At 30.1% G+C, this 18,040-nt stretch carries 18 protein-coding genes; 4 read left to right on the forward strand and 14 right to left on the reverse strand.

Going from position 1 to position 18,040, the window contains the following annotated elements:
* Nucleotides 1-9: 9 nt before the first annotated feature.
* Both AJN58_RS07800 and AJN58_RS07805 read left to right on the forward strand, forming a co-directional pair.
* Complete coding sequence (locus tag AJN58_RS07800; RefSeq protein WP_070210606.1) at nt 10-1,209, forward strand: putative transporter; 1,200 nt, start codon at nt 10-12, stop codon at nt 1,207-1,209.
* Between the two features lie 98 nt (nt 1,210-1,307).
* Nucleotides 1,308-2,666 (forward strand): hemolysin family protein, encoded by a 1,359-nt coding sequence (locus AJN58_RS07805; RefSeq protein ID WP_070286469.1) that lies wholly within the window; start codon nt 1,308-1,310, stop codon nt 2,664-2,666.
* A gap of 12 nt (nt 2,667-2,678) precedes the next feature.
* On the opposite strand, the gene AJN58_RS07810 is transcribed toward AJN58_RS07805, so the two are convergent.
* The 10 genes from AJN58_RS07810 to tig form a co-directional block, all read right to left on the reverse strand.
* Nucleotides 2,679-3,863 carry a metallophosphoesterase gene (locus tag AJN58_RS07810; protein WP_070233484.1) on the reverse strand — a complete coding sequence of 395 codons (1,185 nt, stop codon included), beginning with the start codon at nt 3,861-3,863 and terminating at the stop codon, nt 2,679-2,681.
* Between the two features lie 9 nt (nt 3,864-3,872).
* Nucleotides 3,873-4,082 carry an alkylphosphonate utilization protein gene (locus AJN58_RS07815; RefSeq protein WP_002857271.1) on the reverse strand — a complete coding sequence of 70 codons (210 nt, stop codon included), beginning with the start codon at nt 4,080-4,082 and terminating at the stop codon, nt 3,873-3,875.
* Nucleotides 4,075-4,794 carry a TerC family protein gene (locus AJN58_RS07820; RefSeq protein ID WP_002851673.1) on the reverse strand — a complete coding sequence of 240 codons (720 nt, stop codon included), beginning with the start codon at nt 4,792-4,794 and terminating at the stop codon, nt 4,075-4,077. The genes AJN58_RS07815 and AJN58_RS07820 overlap by 8 nt, the downstream gene beginning before the upstream one ends.
* Before the next feature lie 72 nt (nt 4,795-4,866).
* On the reverse strand, nt 4,867-5,433 hold the full coding sequence (purN, locus tag AJN58_RS07825; RefSeq protein WP_002870679.1) for a phosphoribosylglycinamide formyltransferase: 567 nt from the start codon (nt 5,431-5,433) through the stop codon (nt 4,867-4,869).
* Entirely contained in the window at nt 5,424-6,794 is a 1,371-nt protein-coding gene (locus tag AJN58_RS07830; protein ID WP_070233483.1) for a bifunctional ADP-dependent NAD(P)H-hydrate dehydratase/NAD(P)H-hydrate epimerase, read from the reverse strand. The genes purN and AJN58_RS07830 overlap by 10 nt, the downstream gene beginning before the upstream one ends.
* Complete coding sequence (locus tag AJN58_RS07835) at nt 6,778-7,467, reverse strand: NYN domain-containing protein (RefSeq protein ID WP_070233482.1); 690 nt, start codon at nt 7,465-7,467, stop codon at nt 6,778-6,780. The genes AJN58_RS07830 and AJN58_RS07835 overlap by 17 nt, the downstream gene beginning before the upstream one ends.
* 1 nt (nt 7,468) lies before the next feature.
* Nucleotides 7,469-8,974 (reverse strand): YifB family Mg chelatase-like AAA ATPase, encoded by a 1,506-nt coding sequence (locus tag AJN58_RS07840; protein ID WP_070233481.1) that lies wholly within the window; start codon nt 8,972-8,974, stop codon nt 7,469-7,471.
* On the reverse strand, nt 8,971-9,498 hold the full coding sequence (gene def / locus AJN58_RS07845) for a peptide deformylase (protein ID WP_002861002.1): 528 nt from the start codon (nt 9,496-9,498) through the stop codon (nt 8,971-8,973). Before def ends, AJN58_RS07840 begins: the two co-directional genes overlap by 4 nt.
* A 35-nt stretch (nt 9,499-9,533) precedes the next feature.
* Nucleotides 9,534-10,118 (reverse strand): ATP-dependent Clp endopeptidase proteolytic subunit ClpP, encoded by a 585-nt coding sequence (clpP, locus tag AJN58_RS07850; protein ID WP_002861003.1) that lies wholly within the window; start codon nt 10,116-10,118, stop codon nt 9,534-9,536.
* Nucleotides 10,118-11,452: a trigger factor gene (tig, locus tag AJN58_RS07855; RefSeq protein ID WP_070233492.1), complete on the reverse strand. Its 1,335-nt coding sequence runs from the start codon at nt 11,450-11,452 to the stop codon at nt 10,118-10,120. The genes clpP and tig overlap by 1 nt, the downstream gene beginning before the upstream one ends.
* A gap of 143 nt (nt 11,453-11,595) precedes the next feature.
* Here tig and folE point away from each other — a divergent pair, with 143 nt between their 5' ends.
* Together folE and fliI are read left to right on the forward strand one after the other, a co-directional pair.
* Complete coding sequence (gene folE / locus AJN58_RS07860) at nt 11,596-12,168, forward strand: GTP cyclohydrolase I FolE (protein WP_002880936.1); 573 nt, start codon at nt 11,596-11,598, stop codon at nt 12,166-12,168.
* Nucleotides 12,168-13,553: a flagellar protein export ATPase FliI gene (fliI, locus tag AJN58_RS07865; RefSeq protein ID WP_002854283.1), complete on the forward strand. Its 1,386-nt coding sequence runs from the start codon at nt 12,168-12,170 to the stop codon at nt 13,551-13,553. Before folE ends, fliI begins: the two co-directional genes overlap by 1 nt.
* A gap of 2 nt (nt 13,554-13,555) precedes the next feature.
* Here fliI and purF read toward each other — a convergent pair whose 3' ends face one another.
* The 4 genes from purF to AJN58_RS07885 all read right to left on the reverse strand — a co-directional run bounded on the left by purF (nt 13,556) and on the right by AJN58_RS07885 (nt 17,994).
* Complete coding sequence (gene purF / locus AJN58_RS07870; RefSeq protein WP_070233480.1) at nt 13,556-14,893, reverse strand: amidophosphoribosyltransferase; 1,338 nt, start codon at nt 14,891-14,893, stop codon at nt 13,556-13,558.
* A 1-nt stretch (nt 14,894) separates the two neighbouring features.
* Complete coding sequence (dapB, locus tag AJN58_RS07875; RefSeq protein WP_070233479.1) at nt 14,895-15,623, reverse strand: 4-hydroxy-tetrahydrodipicolinate reductase; 729 nt, start codon at nt 15,621-15,623, stop codon at nt 14,895-14,897.
* 62 nt (nt 15,624-15,685) lie between these two features.
* Nucleotides 15,686-16,867 (reverse strand): replication-associated recombination protein A, encoded by a 1,182-nt coding sequence (locus tag AJN58_RS07880; RefSeq protein WP_057036093.1) that lies wholly within the window; start codon nt 16,865-16,867, stop codon nt 15,686-15,688.
* A complete protein-coding gene (locus AJN58_RS07885; protein WP_002915802.1) occupies nt 16,867-17,994 on the reverse strand; it encodes a hypothetical protein in 1,128 nt (375 codons plus the stop codon). Before AJN58_RS07885 ends, AJN58_RS07880 begins: the two co-directional genes overlap by 1 nt.
* Nucleotides 17,995-18,040: the final 46 nt, after the last annotated feature.

Raw genomic sequence — 18,040 nt, forward strand, 5'->3', positions numbered from 1 at the left:
GGTGGTAGCATGTTTTCTTCATTTTTTAAAAGTAAAAAATGGGCTTTATGGGCTTATTTAGGACTTTTTTTACTCTTATTTTTTCTTTTTATTCAAACAAGTCTTAATGTTGCTATAAATTCATGGTATAGTGATTTTTACAATGTTTTACAAAAGCCAAAAATAGAACTTTTGGATTCTAATTCTACGCAAAAAATAGAAACTAATTTCGAAAATAATGCCACTTTAATCCAAGAGGCTAATCAAAGAGCTGAGCAAAATTTCCAAAAAGCTAATTTTATCAATAAAGGCGCATTGTATTATTATCAAAATTTATTAGAATATTTTTTCAACTCTAGGGCTATGATTGAAAAGCCAAATTATTCAGCAAATGATTTTTATGCTTTGATTTTAGTTTTTTTGGCTATTGCTATTCCTTATGTTTTAATCGCTACGATTAATATCTATTTTGCTAGTGTCTATGCTTTTAAGTGGCGTGAGGCTATGACTTTTTCTTATTTAAAATTTTGGAAAAATAAAGATGACAATATAGAAGGAAGTTCGCAAAGAATTCAAGAAGATACTTATAATTTTTCCAAAATCGTAGAGAGTTTAGGACTTAGTTTTATAAAAGCTTTGATGACCCTTGTAGCATTTATTCCGATTTTATGGAGTTTAAGTGATGTTGTGAGTAAAGCTTTATTTGCAAATTTAAGCGAAAATTCTTCTTTTTATTTTTTAAAAAATATTGATGGTTTGCTTGTTTATGTTGCACTTTTGATTTCTTTAGGAGGCTTGGTTGTGTCATGGTTTGTAGGTATTAAACTTCCTGGACTTGAATATAACAATCAAAAAGCTGAAGCAGCTTTTAGAAAAGAGCTTGTTTATGCTGAGGATAATCGCAAAGAATACGCTAAAAATGAGACTATGATAGAGCTTTTTACAGGGCTTAAATTTAACTATAAAAGACTTTTTTTACATTATGGATATTTTAATATTTGGCTCATTTTATTTGAGCAAATGATAGTTATAGTGCCATTTTTAATCATGGCACCAGGGCTTTTTGCTGGAGCTATAGGACTTGGTATTGTAATGCAGATTAACAATGCTTTTGATCAAGTACGAAGCTCTTTTAGTGTTTTTATCACAAACTGGACAACTATCACTCAACTTAGAAGTATATATAAGCGTTTAAAAGAATTTGAGAAAAATATTTCTTATAAGTCTTAGTTTTTTCTTATAAAATACAAGAAAAAATTCAAATATTAAATTTACTTTTAATTGTGTATAATAAGGTTTAATAATATTTTATTTCTTAAGGAGCTTCATTGGACCCCAGTCAGGTTTTGGATTTAAACCAAACTTCTACAGCATCTTTTGATGCAGGATATTCTATACTTATGGTTGTTGTTGCACTTGCTCTAGTGTTTTTAAATGGTTTTTTTGTTTTGTCTGAATTTAGTATTGTTAAAGTACGTCGTTCCAAGCTTGAAGAGATGGTAAAAGAAAAAAAAGCTGGTGCCAAGAAAGCTTTGGAGGTTACTTCAAGACTTGATACTTATCTTAGTGCTTGTCAATTAGGAATCACTTTAAGTTCTCTAGCTCTTGGTTGGATAGGTGAGCCTGCTATTGCAAAAATGCTAGAAATTCCGCTTATTAATCTTGGTTTTAACACTGTTGTTATCCATACTATAGCTTTTATTATTGCTTTTAGCATTATTACTCTTTTACATGTGGTTTTAGGAGAACTTGTGCCAAAAAGTATAGCTATTGCAGTTGCGGATAAAGCGGTTTTATTTATAGCTAGACCGCTTCATTGGTTTTGGATACTCTTTTTGCCTTGTATTAAAATTTTCGATTTTTTAGCAGCTATAAGTTTGAAACTTTTTGGAATAAAACCTGCTAAAGAAAGCGAGCTAACTCATAGCGAAGAAGAAATTAAAATCATAGCAAGTGAGAGTCAAAAAGGTGGAGTTTTAGATGAATTTGAAACAGAGATCATACGCAATGCTGTTGATTTTTCAGATACTGTTGCTAAAGAGATTATGACTCCTAGAAAAGATATGATTTGTCTAAATAAACAAAAAAGTTACAAAGAAAATATGCAAATCATTTGTGAATATAAACATACTCGCTTTCCTTATATTGACGGTTCTAAAGATACTATTTTAGGGATGATACACATACGAGATATAATACAAAATGAATTAAACCATAAAAGTCAAAATTTAGATACTTTTGTTAAACCTTTGATTTTGGTTCCTGAAAATATCAGCATTTCAAAAGTACTTGTAATGATGAATAAAGAACGCTCTCATACTGCATTAGTAGTTGATGAGTATGGTGGAACTGCTGGAATTTTAACCATGGAAGATATCATGGAAGAAATTATTGGTGAAATTAAAAGCGAGCATGAAGAAGACAGCTATAAAAAACTTGCTGAAAATATCTATGAATTTCAAGGACGATGCGATATAGAAACTGTTGAAGAAATGCTTGTAATAAACTATGATGAGGATTTAGAACAAGTTACTATAGGTGGATATGTATTTAATCTTTTAGGACGCTTACCTATGGTAGGAGATCGCATTGAAGATGAACTTTGTTACTATGAAGTTAAAAAAATGAATGGGAATTCTATAGAGCGTGTTAAGGTGGTTAAAAAAACCAATAAAGATGAAGAATAAGTCTCTTTAGGCTTATTTCTTTTTGTAAATTTGGTTTTTAATTTCTATACACTCAAAACCTTTTTTATCTAGTGTAACTACGCGTAAATATCCACCATCATCTATTTTACCCTCGCATAAAAATACCCTTTTGGCTATTTTCATAGGAAGTTTTTCTTTATTTCTGTGTCCAAAGATTTGATAAAGATTGTCCGAGGTGAAATTACAAAATTGATTTGCCACTTTTTGACTGTCTTCATATCCACCTACACCATAAATAAAATCATGGCTTGGTATAAAGCTTATTTTTTCAGGTTTGGAGGGTATAAAATTTACTCCTCCATGTGAACAAAATATGAATTTATTTTGGAATTTGTAGTATAAACATTCTTTTAGATGAGGATAGAGTTTTCTAGCATCTCTTGGAGTAAGTTTTTCTTTTCTAAAATCCTTTAAAGTATTTTCATTAAATTCTTTGGAATTTGACAATTCTCCATTAGCCCATTTTATAAGATGTCTTTCGTGATTTCCTTCTAATAAGCATACATTTTCTTTTTCGCAAATTTTTAAAAGAAATTTTATTACTTTGCCATTTTCTATACCTCTGTTGATATAATCTCCCAAAAATATATAAAATTCATCTTCTTTGATTGTTTTAATGTATTCTTTTAAAACACTATAACAACCTTGTAAATCTCCTATATGATGAATTTTTTTATATTTACTTAAATTTGGCATTTGGTAAAGACATTTTTTCCAGTCATTTGAGTCTAAAATTGGATATTTTTTTGGATTTTTTTTGAGTAAATCTTGAGTTTTTTCCAAAAGAGCATAAGGGATGATATATCCATTTTTTTTAGCTTCTAAAAGATTTTTTTCTTGACATTGTTTTAAAGAGCTATCAAAAACAATAACATACATTTTATAGCGATATTGTTTAGCTAAGTCTTTGTAAATTTTTAATGTTTCATTGTAAGCGTTTATGATGCAAAACTCACCTTTTTGCATACGCATTTCTAGAAGTTTGAGTAAAATTTTACTCAAATCTTCATCATTTTTAACATTTAAAATTTTATATTCACTGACTATATTTTTAACGCTTCCTGATAAAAGACGCAAAGCATTTAAATCAAGTGTATAATTTTGAAGTTTATTATTTTTGATAAATTCTTCTTGTCCTGCGTAATAATTCCCTCTTAAAACAAGTAAGATTCGCACATTCTTTGCCTAGATTTTCTTTAAAAATTCAGTCTTTAAAACAATAACGCCAAATTTATCTACTCTAGCCTCAATTTCACCTTCTTTAGAAGTGAGCTTAATATTTTTTATAGTAGTTCCACGTTTTAAAGTTGTACTTGCACCTTTAACCTTAAGATCTTTTATTACACTCACGCTATCACCTGCGTTAAGTTCTGTTCCATTAGCGTCTTTAGCCATTTTTTTCCTTTCTTTGATCTAAAATATTTAAAATTTGCACCACTAAAGCAAAAGCCATAGCAGTATAAATATATGCCTTATCAATATGAATATCAAAACTTTCAGCAACTAAAACTACGCCTATTAGCACCAAAAAGGCTAAGGCTAAAATTTTAATGCTTGGATATTTTTCAACAAAATCTGCTATAGGTTTAGAAGCAAAAAGCATCACAGCTACTGCGATAATAACAGCGATAATCATGATGGTTACATCTTGAGCAATTCCTACTGCGGTAATAACACTATCAAGTGAAAATACTATATCAATCACAGCAATTTCAGCTACAACTATCCAAAGTTTATTGCTTGCTTTAAAATGACTTTGGCTTTCTTCTTGATGAGAAATTTGCTCTTTAATCTCTTTAATAGACTTTACAATCAAGAAAAGCCCACCTAGTAAAAGAACTAGATCTCTACCTGAAATTTCATTGCCCAATACACTAAACAAAGGTGTTACAAGTTTCATCACCCAAAAAAGAGACAAAAGAAGTAAAATTCTTGTAATCATTGCAAAAGCTAAACCTAAGATACGTCCTTTATCGCGATGTTCAGGGGGTAGTTTACTTACTAAAATAGCTAAAAAAATGATATTATCTATCCCTAGTACAATTTCAAGAGCACTTAAAGTAGCTAAAGTAATCCAAGCATCAATACTAAATATCCATTCAAACATAAATTTCCTTGAAAATTTTAAAATTTTTTTAAAGCGATATTTTATAGTTTTAAAGCAAATGCCTTTAATTCTTTAAGAAAAAATTTCAATCACACTTAAGGGTAAAATTTCATGTTCTAGGCTATGAATTTTTTCTTCAAATTCTTCAAAACTCAAATTTCTTTTTTCAAAAGCTTTTTGAGCTATAATCATCCCACCATCAAGTTCTTCATTGACCCAATGCACACTCACGCCAGCCACTTTCATATCACTTTCATAGCTTTCTTTAATTGCATGTGCTCCTTTAAAAAGGGGTAATAAAGAAGGATGAAGGTTGATCGCTTTAATATTTTTTGTAAAAACAGGACTTAAAATTCTCATAAAACCTGCTAATACAGTAAGATTTGCTCCACTTTCTTTGATTTTTTGTACTAAAATCGTATCAAATTCTTCACGAGTATTATAAGCCTTATGATCAACAATGACAGTATCAAGACCAAATTTTTTTGCCCTTTGTATACCAAAAGCATCTTTTTTATTGCAAAGGCAAAGTACTACTTCATAGGTATTTTCCCCTATGGTTTTTTTATGAAGTTTTTCTAAAATATTTTCTAAATTACTTCCATTTCCGCTAAAAAGTACAGCTAATTTTACAAGCATTTTAATCCTTTGATAAGTTTTAAAGCGTCAAAGCTATTTTTATTAAATTTATATTTTTTTGCAACAAGCCCATGAGCTAAAGTAGCATTTTTTGCTGCTTCTAAAGCACTAAAACCAAAACCTAAATGTGCAGCAATCATTCCACTTAAAACATCTCCACTCCCACCTTTAGCTAAGGCTTGATTTCCCAAATTTACAACAAATAATTTTTCTTTTTGCGCAATAATAGGATTTGCTCCTTTTAAAACAAGAACACAATCATAATTTTGCGAAAATTTTCTAGCATAGAAAAAGCGATTTTTTTGCAATGCTTCTATATCTAAATCCTCATCAAAGCACATTTTATAAAGTTTTATAAATTCTTTTGGATGAGGGGTTATAACAACATCTTTTCTGTTTAAATACCAAAGCAAAGCTTCACTTAAAAAGCAGTTTGCATCCAAGATCAAAGGAGTGTTTTGCAAAATTTCATCTTTTAGAAAATCCAAATTTTCAAGCCCCATACCTAAAGCAATAGCACTTGCATTATTTTCAATTTTTTCTTTTAACATCAAAAGAGGTGAGAAACTTTTTTGTGCTACTAAAGAAACAAGACCTGCTCCAAAATTTAAGGCTCCAAGTCCTGCTAAAGTTCCAGCGCTTGCATTGGCAACTATATAAATATGGCCAAAATTTCCTTTATTAGTGTTGATTTTTCTATCTATAGTTTTTAAATCTTTTTTTTCAAGCAAAAAAGCTTGAGAATTAGGGTAAAATTTCTTAGAGCTAATGCCTAAATTGGCTATTTTAATCCTTCCTACAAATTCCTTAGCAAAATCTTCAAGTAAAATTTCCTTTAAAGCTCCCATGCAAAGTGTAATATCAGCTTTAAAACAAGGATAAAATCCCAAATTTGTAGGCATATCACAAGCTATTTTTAAAGCCTTGCTTTGATTAACTTTTTGAATTATTAAACTTGTTTTTTCATCTAAACAACGATTTGAGCCTGTACCTAAAATACAATCAATAATAATATGAAATTTTTTAAAATTGGGTTCTTTTTTACAAAATTTAAAAGCATAATTTTGTAAAATTTGCTCTTGTTTTTTAAAAAGCGTATTTTCTTTAAATCCTATTTTATAAGCTTTAGCGTGTTTTAAATTTCTTAAAGCCACCAAGCCATCTGAAGCGTTGTTACCCCCGCCTAATAAAAAAAGTATTTTTACTTTTTTAATCTTGCGTTGAATGCAGATTTTTTTAGCTTCTTTTTTAATTAGTTTGGCTAAATTTAATCCCGCATTTTCCATTAAAATAAGCTCATCTAAGCCTTTATTTATAGTATTTTGTTCTAAAATGTTTATATTATCAATAATAGCTTTCATAATCTTTTTTCACCAAAAAATATATATTTTTTTCTCTTTCTTCTTCAAATTTTTTCATTTTAGGTAAAAATTTCTGGATCAAAGCACGAAAATTCTTAAAACCATAATTTTGCGGATGAAAATCCGAGTATTTGCGGTTCATATTAGTGCGTATTAGTGCGTATTCGGCACGCCCCTTTTCATCGATGAGCTGTTCGGTGATATTGATTAAAGCTCTTAAATAATCCTTGCTTAAAATATCTTCTTTATCTTTATCTAAATAAAAAAATTCACTAAAAGCATTTACATAGGATTTTATAGACTTTTCAAGCCCCATTCCTATAACTTGTTTTTTATTTTCTCTTAATTTTTGAATAAGTGAAGTATAATCACTATCGCTTGAAACAATAACAAAAATATCTATGTTTTTTTCATAAAATATAGACATGATTTCAGTGATTAAATACATATCGCTTGAGTTTTTATTGGCTGCAAAATTAAATTGTTGCATAGCGATTAAAGAATATTCAGCAATTTGCTCTCTCCAACCTTGTATATTTTTTTGAGTCCAGTCTCCATAAATGCGTTTAATGATAACCTCTCCGTAATCTGAAGCGATATCAAAAATACTTTTAGCATATTTTGCAGGGATATTTTCTGCATCTATAAAGATAGCTATACTTTTATTTTCCATTTTAACTCCTTGCTCTAAAGCTTAAAGCTTCTAAAATATGGGTTTTGTTAATATTAAAACTTTGTTCTAAATCCGCTATACTTCTTGAAACTTTTAAAATTTTATTGAGCGATCGCAAAGAAAGATTATAACGTGAAATTGCTAAATCTAGCGTATCTTTAGCATCTTTTTCCAATACACAAAAACGACTTAAATCTTCATCTTTTAATTTCCCATTAAATTCTTTTTGCCCTCGTTTTTTACCAAAAATAAAAGCTTGCAAAATTTTTTCACTCATTTCTTTAGAACTTATACTTGTTTTATCATCCTTACTAATCTCATCCATAGCTACATAAAGATCAATCCTATCCATAATAGGAGCTGAAATGTGATTTTTGTATTTTTTAATCTCATTTTCACTACAAACACAAGAAAGATTTTTAGAAAATAAATTTCCGCAAGGACAAGGATTTTGAGCAGCTATAAAGCTAAATTTTGTTTCATAAGTGATTTTGGAATTTACTCTTGAAATATGAATTTTATGATCCTCTAAAGGCTCTCTTAAACTCTCTATGATTTGCTTGTTAAAATGTGGAAATTCGTCAAAAAACAATACTCCACCATTTGCAAGTGCGACTTCTCCAATTCTAGCATTTTTTGTTCCTCCGCCAAAAATACTTGCTCTTGTAGAAGTATGATGAGGATGACGAAAAGCACGAATTTTAGTAAATTCACAATCTTTTGAATCTAAAGACATATAAGCATTTTGCATTAAAATTTCACTTAAACTTTGAGGAGGCATGATATAAACAAGGCGTTTAGCACACATACTTTTACCACTTCCTGGACTTCCTTCAAATAAGATATTATGCATACCTAAAGCAGCTATCATACAAGCTCTTTTAGCCTTTTCCTGCCCTTTGATGTCTTTAAAATCAAGTTTAAAATCCATATTTTGTAAAAAAATTTCATTTTCTATTTGCAAAGGGTTTGTAAATAAAGGATGATTGTGCGAGAAGTGAAAATTTTCATAATTTTTTTCTTTAAAAAACTCTATTGCTTCATTTAAATTTTCAAGTCCATAAACCTCCAAATTTGGTATCATGGAAGCTTTTTGCGCTATGCTTTTTGGAACAACGATTTTAGCTTTTTTAATTTTAGCAGAGAGAAACAAAAGTAAAGAAAAAAGCTCATTTGTGCTTTTAATACTTCCATCAAGTCCTAATTCTCCTACTACAAAAAAGTCATCTAATTCTTCATTTTGCAAAAGGATTAATAAAGCAATAGCCAAATCAAAATGCGATCCCTTTTTTGGGATGCCTGAAGGACTAAGATTGATAGTAATTTTTTTAGCAGGAAAAGCAAAATCACAACTTAAAAGCGTGGCTTTGATGCGTTCGATACTTTCCTTAATCGCTGCACTTGCAAGTCCTACTATGCTTAAATTTGGCAAACCTCTTGTAAAAGTGGATTCTACCTCTATAATGTCTAAGCCTTCATGAAAGCTTATGCACTTTAGTTTTTTCATTTCTCTTTTTTATGATTTTTCTTCTTTTTCTTAAATTCTTTATCGAATTTTTGACGCTTAGCAAAAGAAATTTTTTCTATAAATAAATGTCCATTTAAATGATCATTTTCGTGTTGAATGGCCACAGCTAAAAAACCTTTTGCTTCAAGCTCTTTAAATTCTCCAAAGCGATCTTGATATTTAAGTAAGATATGATTATAGCGTTTTACTTCTTCGAAAAAATCTGGCACACTCAAACACCCTTCTGTGCAAGTGATCATTTCTTCATCTAAAGGAATAATTTCAGGATTAATAATCTCTAGCAAATCTTCTTTTTTTTGTTCATCATTTTCATCAAAAATATTCACAAGTAAAGCACGCAAAGGAATATCCACTTGAATAGCTGCTAAACCTACTCCATTACTTGCTATCATAGTTTCATACATATCATCAAGCAAGGTGTGAAGTTCTGTATCAAATTTATTTACAATTTCAGAGTTTAAAAAAAGTCTAGGATTAGGATAAGTGATAATTTTTCTAACCATTAAAAAACCTTTGTTTTAAATGATCTCCAAAGAAATCATTTAAAACTTTTTTCCAAAACCTTATCAATCAGTCCATATTCTTTAGCTTCTTGTGCTGACATGAAAAAATCTCTTTCTGTATCTTTTGCTATTTTTGTAACTTTTTGCTTAGTATTTTTTGCCAAAATATCATTAAGTATAGTTTTAAGTCTTAAAATTTCTTTAGCTTGAATTTCAATATCTGTGGCTTGACCTCTAGCTCCACCTAAAGGTTGATGAATCATAATGCGTGAATTAGGCAAAGCAAAACGTTTTCCTTCTGCGCCACAACTAAGCAAAAATGCTCCCATAGAAGCAGCTTGTCCTATGCAAATCGTACAAACATCAGGTTTGATATAGTTCATAGTATCATAAATACTAAAACCACTTGTAATGACACCGCCTGGAGAATTAATATAAAGATAAATATCTTTTGTAGGATCTTCAGCTTCTAAAAAAAGAAGTTGTGCTACGATAGAAGCAGCAAGTTCATCATGAATTTCGCCACTTAGCATAATAATTCTATCTTTTAAAAGGCGTGAATAAATGTCATAACTTCTTTCACCACGACTGGATTTTTCAATAACATAAGGAATAAACATTATTTATCTTCTTTCTCTTTTTTGCTCGCTTTTTCCGATTTTTCTGTTTTTGGCATAAAAATATCATTAAAAAGTTTTTCTTCAATTAAAGCCATTTTCACAGCAGGTAAAGCTCCTTGTTTTTTATAGTTTTCTAAATGCTCTTTTGGATTCATACCATAGCGATATGCTTCAAAATAAATCGCTTGGATCAATTCTTGATCATTTACTTCAATCTTACGCAATTTTGCAAGCTCATCAATAATAAAAGTAAGTTTTACACTTTTTTGCGCTTCTTCTTTAAAAGAATCACGTTTTTCTTGATATTTTTCTTTACTTGCTTTAAGCTCTTCAATTTCTTTTTCACTAAAAGTATTAAAAGCTGCACGCATTTGCATATCAGTTTCTTGTTCTACTATCCCTTTAGGTAAATCAAAATTATATTTTTCAATCAAAGCATCTGCAAATTTACCTTTTAATTCGTCATTTACAAGTTTAAAAAGTTTTTCATTTTTGATTTGCTCTTTTAATTTTTCATCTAAAACTTCAACACTAGTTTTTTCTTCTCCTGGTAAAAGTTTTTTAAGCATTTCATCATCAAGCTCTGGAATTTTAAGCTCTTGAATTTCATGTAGTTTTACTTTAAATACCGCATCTTTACCCGCTAAATGCGCTGCACCGTATTCTTTAGGGAAAGTTACTTTGATATCTTTTTCTTCACCTATTTTCATTCCTATCATACCATCTTCAAAACCTGGAATAAATTGCTTAGAACCAATTTCTAAAACATAATTTTCAGCTTTACCACCTTCAAAAGCTTTATCATCTACAAAACCTTCAAAATCAAATTTTGCAAAATCACCTTCTTTTAAAGCTCTTTTTGTTTTTATAGCTTCAGGAGTAGCAAAACGCTTTAAAAGTTCGTCTTTTTTCTCATCAATTTCTTTTTTACTTACTTTTGGAGTTTGATATTCAGGGATGAGTTTTTCATAACCCTCAAGTTTAATTTCAGGTTTAAAAGAAAGTATTAACTCAGCAATAATTTCTCCATCTTTACGATCAAATTTTTCAAAATATGGCTCACCTACAAGCTCTTTACTTTCTTTTTTAAGTTCTTGTAAAGCACTATTTACAGCAGATTTAAAAAGATTTTGTTCCGCGTCTTGAGTGAGTTCTCTTTCATATCTTTTAAGCACAGCACTTACAGGAACTTTTCCTGGTCTAAACCCATCCATTTTTACGCTTTTAGAAGCTTTTTTTGCTAAATTTTCTACTTCATTTTTAATGATTCCTGAAGGAATTTTTACACTAGCAGTCGCATTAACAGAATCTAGTTGCTTTGCCTTTACTTCCATAGTTTTTTTCCTTATAAAATAAAATTTGCTTTCAATCATAGCAAATTTTTCCTTATTACTTGCATAAAATTTTAAAGTAATTTATGATAAAATTGCAATATTACATTATTATTAAAATAATAAAAATATTTTTGGAGAAAAGTTTGCAAAAAAAATTTGAAGATTGTGTTAAAACTATGCTTGAAATTATAGGAGAAAATCCAAATCGTGAAGGACTGATTAAAACACCAAATCGTGTTTTTAAAGCTTATGAATTTCTTACTAGTGGTTATACGCAAAATGTCAAAGATATTTTAAATAATGCTTTATTTGAAAGCTCTAATAATGAAATGGTTTTGGTGCGTGATATAGAATTTTACAGTCTTTGCGAACATCATCTTTTACCTTTTTTTGGGCGTGCTCATGTAGCCTATATCCCTAATAAAAAAGTAGTAGGTTTAAGCAAAATTCCACGCCTTGTAGAAGTGTTTGCAAGAAGACTTCAAATTCAAGAACAACTTACCGAACAAATCGCACAAGCTTTAATGGAAAATGTCGATGCAAAAGGTGTGGGTGTAGTCATAGAAGCAAGACATATGTGTGTTGAAATGCGTGGAGTACAAAAAGCTAATTCCACCACTACAACTTCAGCTTTGCGTGGAATTTTCTTGAAAAATGAAAAAACTAGAGAGGAATTTTTTTCTCTCATAAACTCTGCTAAACAGGTAAGATTTTAATGAATCTTGAAAAACTACGTTCCAAACTTGGTAAAGAAAATTTAAGTGCTATTTTTGGAGAGATTACAAAAATTTCTGCTACAAGTATAGAAATTCGTGGGCTTAAAACAGGGGTTGGAGATATAGTGAAGTTAGTTTCCAATGAAAATGAAAATTTAAACACTCTAGCTATGGTTGTAGAAATCAAAGAACAATTTAGCTATTTAAGCCCTTTTTCTTTTATAGAAGGTTTTAAAATAGGCGATCGTGCTTTCATAAGTGATGCAGGTATGCAAATAGGCGTTAGCGATGAACTTTTAGGCAGGGTAGTAGATCCTTTTATGCGTCCAAAAGATGGTAAAGGAGCTATAGAAGTAAGTAAATATATGCCTATAATGCGTGCACCTATTGATGCGATGAAAAGAGGGCTTATAGAAGAAGTTTTTCCTGTTGGGGTTAAAACCATAGATGCACTTTTAACTTGTGGTGTAGGGCAAAAACTTGGTATTTTTGCAGGAAGCGGAGTGGGAAAATCCACTCTTATGGGAATGATAGTTAAAAATTCCAAAGCTCCTATAAAAGTAGTGGCACTCATAGGAGAAAGGGGGCGTGAAATTCCTGAATTTATACAAAAAAATTTAGGTGGAAAGCTCGATGATACAGTGATTATTGTTGCTACAAGTGATGATAGTGCTTTAATGCGTAAATACGGTGCTTTTTGCGCAATGAGTGTGGCAGAGTACTTTAAAGAACAAGGTAAAGATGTACTTTTTATCATGGATAGTGTAACACGTTTTGCTATGGCGCAAAGAGAAATAGGACTAGCTCTTGGGGAGCCTCCTACAACCAAAGGTTATCCACCAAGTGTTTTAAGTCTTTTGCCTCAACTCATGGAAAGAACGGGTAAAGAAGAAGGTAAAGGCACTATAACGGCCTTTTTTACCGTTTTGGTGGATGGCGATGATATGAGTGATCCAATCGCCGATCAAAGTCGTTCTATCTTAGATGGACACATTGTTTTAAGTCGTGAATTAACAGACTTTGGAATTTATCCTCCTATCAATATACAAAACTCCGCTTCAAGGGTAATGAGCGATATTATAAGTCCTGAGCATAAACTTTGGGCAAGAAAATTTAAGCGTTTAAACTCGCTTTTAAAAGAAAATGAAGTATTGCTTCGCATCGGCGCCTATCAAAAAGGAAGTGATAAAGAACTTGATGAAGCTATTTCTAAAAAAGAATTTATGCAAAAATTCTTAGGGCAAAATCCTGAAGAAAGTTTTGAATTTAATCAAACTTTAGAGCTTTTAAGTCAAATTGATACACCAAATACTCCTTTGCCACCAACTCAAAATATAAATGTAGGAAGTGCAAGTGCAACCTTGCCTAATCCTAATTTAAAATAAAATTATTTAATAAAATAATCTCCATCAAAACTGATTAAAGAATATTTCCTTTCATCGCCTATGCTTTGGGTTAATTCTTCTATGCTTAAAAAACTTAGCGTATCAGCTTCTACATATTCACGCACTTCTTCAGTATTTTTATTTGCGCTGATAAGTTCTTCAAAAGTTGGAGTATCTATGCCATAAGTATCAGGAAATTTGATCTCAGGACAAGCTATGGCAAGATGGATTTTGCTTGCTCCTGCAGCACGAAGCAAAGAAATTATTTTTTTAGAAGTAGTGCCACGCACCAAGCTATCATCAATGACTACAATTTCTTTACCTTCTAAAACTTTACGCATAGGATTAAGCTTTAATTTTACTTTTAAATTTCTAAGCTCTTGAGTTGGCTCTATAAAGGTTCTTCCTACATAATGATTTCTTACTATTGCCATTTCAAGAGGGATTTGTAAATATTGTGCAAAACCTATAGCTGCACTTACTCCACTATCTGGCACGGGAACAACAAAGTCTGCTTTATAAGTAAATTTTTTAGCTAAAGTTTCACCCATTTTTTTACGCACTTCATACACGCTTTTGCCTTCTACTATGCTATCAGGTCTAGCAAAATAAATGTATTCAAAAGCACAAATTCTAGGAGTTGGAGAAAAAAGTTCTATGCTTTCAAATTTATCATTTCCTTGAGTAAAAATAAGCATTTCCCCTGGTTTAACATCACGAATAAATTCAGCCTCTATAAGATCAAAAGCGCAAGTTTCACTAGCAACTATATAGCCTCCATCTTTTAAACGGCCTAAAGATAAAGGACGCACCCCATGAGGATCTCTTACAACATAAAGTTTATCTTTGCTTGCTAAAACAAAACAATAAGCCCCTATACATTCTTTTAAACTCTCAATAAATCTATCTTTTAGGCTTTCTTGTTTACTTCTTGCAATAAGATGAACAACATTTTCTGTATCCATATTGGTTTGAAAAATAGCCCCATCTTGAATAAGTCTTGATCTTACTTCTTCTTTATTGACTAAATTTCCATTATGTGCTAAAGCAATATCACCTAAAACTGAAGTAGCCACTATGGGCTGAGCATCGTTTAAACTTGAATTTCCTGCTGTAGAATAGCGATTATGCCCTATAGCGATTTCACCTTCTAAAGTTTTTAGATTATCAGGATTAAAAATTTGACTCACTTCACCTTTAGCTTTAATAGTCTTAATATTTTTACCATTACTCACACTAATACCACTTGCTTCTTGCCCACGGTGTTGCATAGCAAAAAGCGCATAATACGCATAAGTGCTAGCATTTTTTGAATTGATAACTCCTACAACTGCACACATTTTAAATTCCTAAAAAATCATTGATTGAATACATTTTTGCTTCTTGCTTACTAAGCCAAATAGCGATTTTAATCGCACCTTTAGCAAAAGTCGCCCTTGAAGTAGCGGTATGATTAAGTTCTAAAAACTCACCATCTTCATAAAAACCTACTGTATGGCGTCCTACTATATCGCCACCCCTTAAACTCATCACAGCAATTTCATCTTTGCTTCTTTCACCTATAATGCCATCTCTTCCACTTACTCTTACTTTTTCAAGTTCTAAATTTCTAGCTTTTGCTACACTTTGGGCTAAAGTCATAGCCGTACCACTTGGTGCATCTTTTTTATGGCGATGATGCATTTCTAAAATTTCTATATCAAAATTTTTTAACATTTGACTTGCTTTGCTAGCAAGATAGTTTAAAACTGCAACACCTAAAGACATATTGGTCGCATAAAAAATCGGCATCACTTCACTAGCACTTTGCATCAAATGTAAAATTTTCTCATCAAGTCCTGTTGTACCTATTACCAAAGGTTTAGGCATGGTTCTTGCATAATTTAAAAGTTCATGAGTTCCACTTGGGGAAGAAAAATCAATAATCACATCGCTTTTTTCAAAAAGTTCTTCTAAATTTCCACCCTTATCATAAAGCATCGAACTTTGTGCTTGCGTTTCGCCTTTTAAACATTCTTCAATCTGTTTTCCCATGCGTCCTTTAGCGCCATAAATTCCTATTTTAATCATCTTTTTCCTTGAAAATAAAATATTGATTTTAGCATTTATTTTGTAAATTTTAAATAATAAAATTAAGCTTTATGGTTTTTTAATTTATATAAATTATCTAACAATTTTGCTTCTTCTCCTAAGCCCTTGCTATGATAAAATTTTAAATTTTTACTAAGATATTTTTGCTCTACCCAGCCACCAAAATCATGTGGATAAAGATAGTTTTGTTTTTCTTGATGATTGTTGTTAAGATAATTAGGTATTTCTAAAGCTTCATTATTTTTTACATAGTTTAAAGCTTCATTGATAGCTTTGTAGCTTGCATTGGATTTGATTGTGCTTGCTAAATAAACTACACATTGGGCTAGGATAATTCTTGCTTCAGGATAACCTATATTTTTAACAGCTTCTAGAGTCGAAACTGCTAAATTTAAAGCATTTGGATCGGCATTTCCGATATCTTCGCTTGAAAAAATTACCAAACGCCTAGCGATAAAATCCGCACTTTCTCCTGCATCAATAAGTCTTGCAAGATAATAAATAGCTGCATCAACGTCACTTCCACGTAAACTTTTTATCATTGCACTTGCTAAAATATAATGTGTATCTTTTGAGCTAGCACCTTCGCTACTTATGGTGTTGCGAAGTTTTTTAAGATTTTCAAGACTGATATGTTTTTCATCTAAAACCAAGACAAATTCAAGCAAATTTAGCATAGCTCTTGCATCAGCACTTTTAAGTAGAAAATTTTTAGCTTCTTTATCAATATTAAATTTCATTTTTTCTTGTACACGCAAGAGTAAAGTTTCAAGTTCCTTTACCCCTAAAGATTTAAATTCAAAAAGCATGGAACGGCTTCTTATACCAGAACTTAAAACAAAATAGGGATTTTCAGTGCTTGCGCCGATTAAAATTAAACGGTAATTTTCCATAGGAATTAAAAGCATTTCTTGTTGGGTTTTGCTAAGGCGGTGAATTTCATCAATAAAAATTAAAGGTTTATAAAGACTATTTTTGTAATTATCTAAAATTTTTCTTAGTTCTTCGAGTTTAAAATTTCCTCCATCAAATTCATAAAAATCTAAGCCAAATTCTTTGGCTACAACTCTAGCAAAAGTTGTTTTTCCAGAACCTGCTGTTCCAAAAAAAATGCTATGAGGAAGTTTTTGTAAAGCAGTAAATTTTTTGAAAATTTCTATAAGCTCATATTGTCCTAAAATATCATCAAAATTTTCAGGGCGAAAGGTCAAAGCTAGGCTCATTAATTTAAATCCATATTTGAAAATTCACTACCATTAATTTTTAGCTGAGGATTGGCTAAGCTATCATAAGATAAATTTAGAAAAAAGTTATTATTTTCTTTTAAAAAATATTGATTTAAACCTCCATAATCCTTTGTCCAAGGAAAAATTTCATCAGGCTCATCTAAACTGATAACTTGTAATTTTGCTTGATAAGAGTTGTTGATATTTAAATTGCCTTGTAGACTGATGTTTTGTTTATTTTTTTCAAGAATTAAATTTTGTATTTTTAGATCAAGATTTTTTTGAATAAAATGAGAGATATTGAAATTTGAGTTAAGAAATTTATTTATGGTTATATTAAATTTTGTTTTGTCAAAATTTAAATTCTGACCCAATAAAGATTTAAGATCAATATCAATTTCATTGGATTCTCCTTGTATGTTTAAGTTTATTGTTGAATTTTCTTCATTAAAATTTACTTGGTTTTTGCTATAAAAAGAATTGATTTTATTGTTATCTAGTACAAGATAATCAAAGTTGATTTGTTGTTGGCTATCACTAAATAAATTTAACTCATAAAATTGTACAGGATTGTTAAAAAATTGTTCGTAATTTAAATTTTGCAATACAAATTTAGTATAAAATTGAGAAAAATTAATCATATCAAAATGTATTTTAATGTTTTTAATTTCTAAATTTTTATTTATTAAAGCTTCAATATATCCGCCGTTTATGATGGTATCTCCGCCTTCATTGCTTAAATTTATATCTTTAATATTTAGAAATATTTTAGAGTTGTTATCGTGTAATTTGAGAGTAAAAGTTCCTAATTTATTGTTTTTTAACACTTCATCTAAAAAATCAAAAGGATTTGTAAAATTTCCTTTTATAATTTTATTTAAGAAAAAATAATTATTAAATTTAAGGTTGATTTTAGTTGAAAGCTGTGTATGAGAGTGATTTAAAGTAAAACTTCCTTTAGAGGTTAAAAAACCTTTTTTGAAGTAAATATCTGTAATTGTATAATCAGGATTGCTGTTTTTAATAAATTTATTAAATAAAAGTTCGTTAGTGTATCCTATATAAAATATATGAATAATAAAACCTAATATAAAACAAAAAACAATAAAAATCCATTTTTTCATTATTTGCCTTAGATGAAAATATAAGTGTTATTTTATAAATTGCTTG

The sequence above is a fragment of the Campylobacter sp. BCW_4321 genome (assembly GCF_001763075.1).
In the GTDB taxonomy this organism is placed as follows: domain Bacteria; phylum Campylobacterota; class Campylobacteria; order Campylobacterales; family Campylobacteraceae; genus Campylobacter_D; species Campylobacter_D jejuni.

Coding starts and splice junctions, on each gene's coding strand:
- clpP (WP_002861003.1), bottom strand. CDS start 10,118: ATGTTTATTCCTTATGTTATTGAAAAATCCAGTCGTGGTGAAAGAAGT.
- AJN58_RS07830 (WP_070233483.1), bottom strand. CDS start 6,794: ATGAAAGCTATTATTGATAATATAAACATTTTAGAACAAAATACTATA.
- AJN58_RS07835 (WP_070233482.1), bottom strand. CDS start 7,467: ATGGAAAATAAAAGTATAGCTATCTTTATAGATGCAGAAAATATCCCT.
- dapB (WP_070233479.1), bottom strand. CDS start 15,623: ATGATTAAAATAGGAATTTATGGCGCTAAAGGACGCATGGGAAAACAG.
- AJN58_RS07885 (WP_002915802.1), bottom strand. CDS start 17,994: ATGAAAAAATGGATTTTTATTGTTTTTTGTTTTATATTAGGTTTTATT.
- AJN58_RS07840 (WP_070233481.1), bottom strand. CDS start 8,974: ATGAAAAAACTAAAGTGCATAAGCTTTCATGAAGGCTTAGACATTATA.
- AJN58_RS07820 (WP_002851673.1), bottom strand. CDS start 4,794: ATGTTTGAATGGATATTTAGTATTGATGCTTGGATTACTTTAGCTACT.
- AJN58_RS07880 (WP_057036093.1), bottom strand. CDS start 16,867: ATGAGCCTAGCTTTGACCTTTCGCCCTGAAAATTTTGATGATATTTTA.
- AJN58_RS07800 (WP_070210606.1), top strand. CDS start 10: ATGTTTTCTTCATTTTTTAAAAGTAAAAAATGGGCTTTATGGGCTTAT.
- purN (WP_002870679.1), bottom strand. CDS start 5,433: ATGCTTGTAAAATTAGCTGTACTTTTTAGCGGAAATGGAAGTAATTTA.
- AJN58_RS07815 (WP_002857271.1), bottom strand. CDS start 4,082: ATGGCTAAAGACGCTAATGGAACAGAACTTAACGCAGGTGATAGCGTG.
- fliI (WP_002854283.1), top strand. CDS start 12,168: ATGAATCTTGAAAAACTACGTTCCAAACTTGGTAAAGAAAATTTAAGT.
- tig (WP_070233492.1), bottom strand. CDS start 11,452: ATGGAAGTAAAGGCAAAGCAACTAGATTCTGTTAATGCGACTGCTAGT.
- def (WP_002861002.1), bottom strand. CDS start 9,498: ATGGTTAGAAAAATTATCACTTATCCTAATCCTAGACTTTTTTTAAAC.
- purF (WP_070233480.1), bottom strand. CDS start 14,893: ATGTGTGCAGTTGTAGGAGTTATCAATTCAAAAAATGCTAGCACTTAT.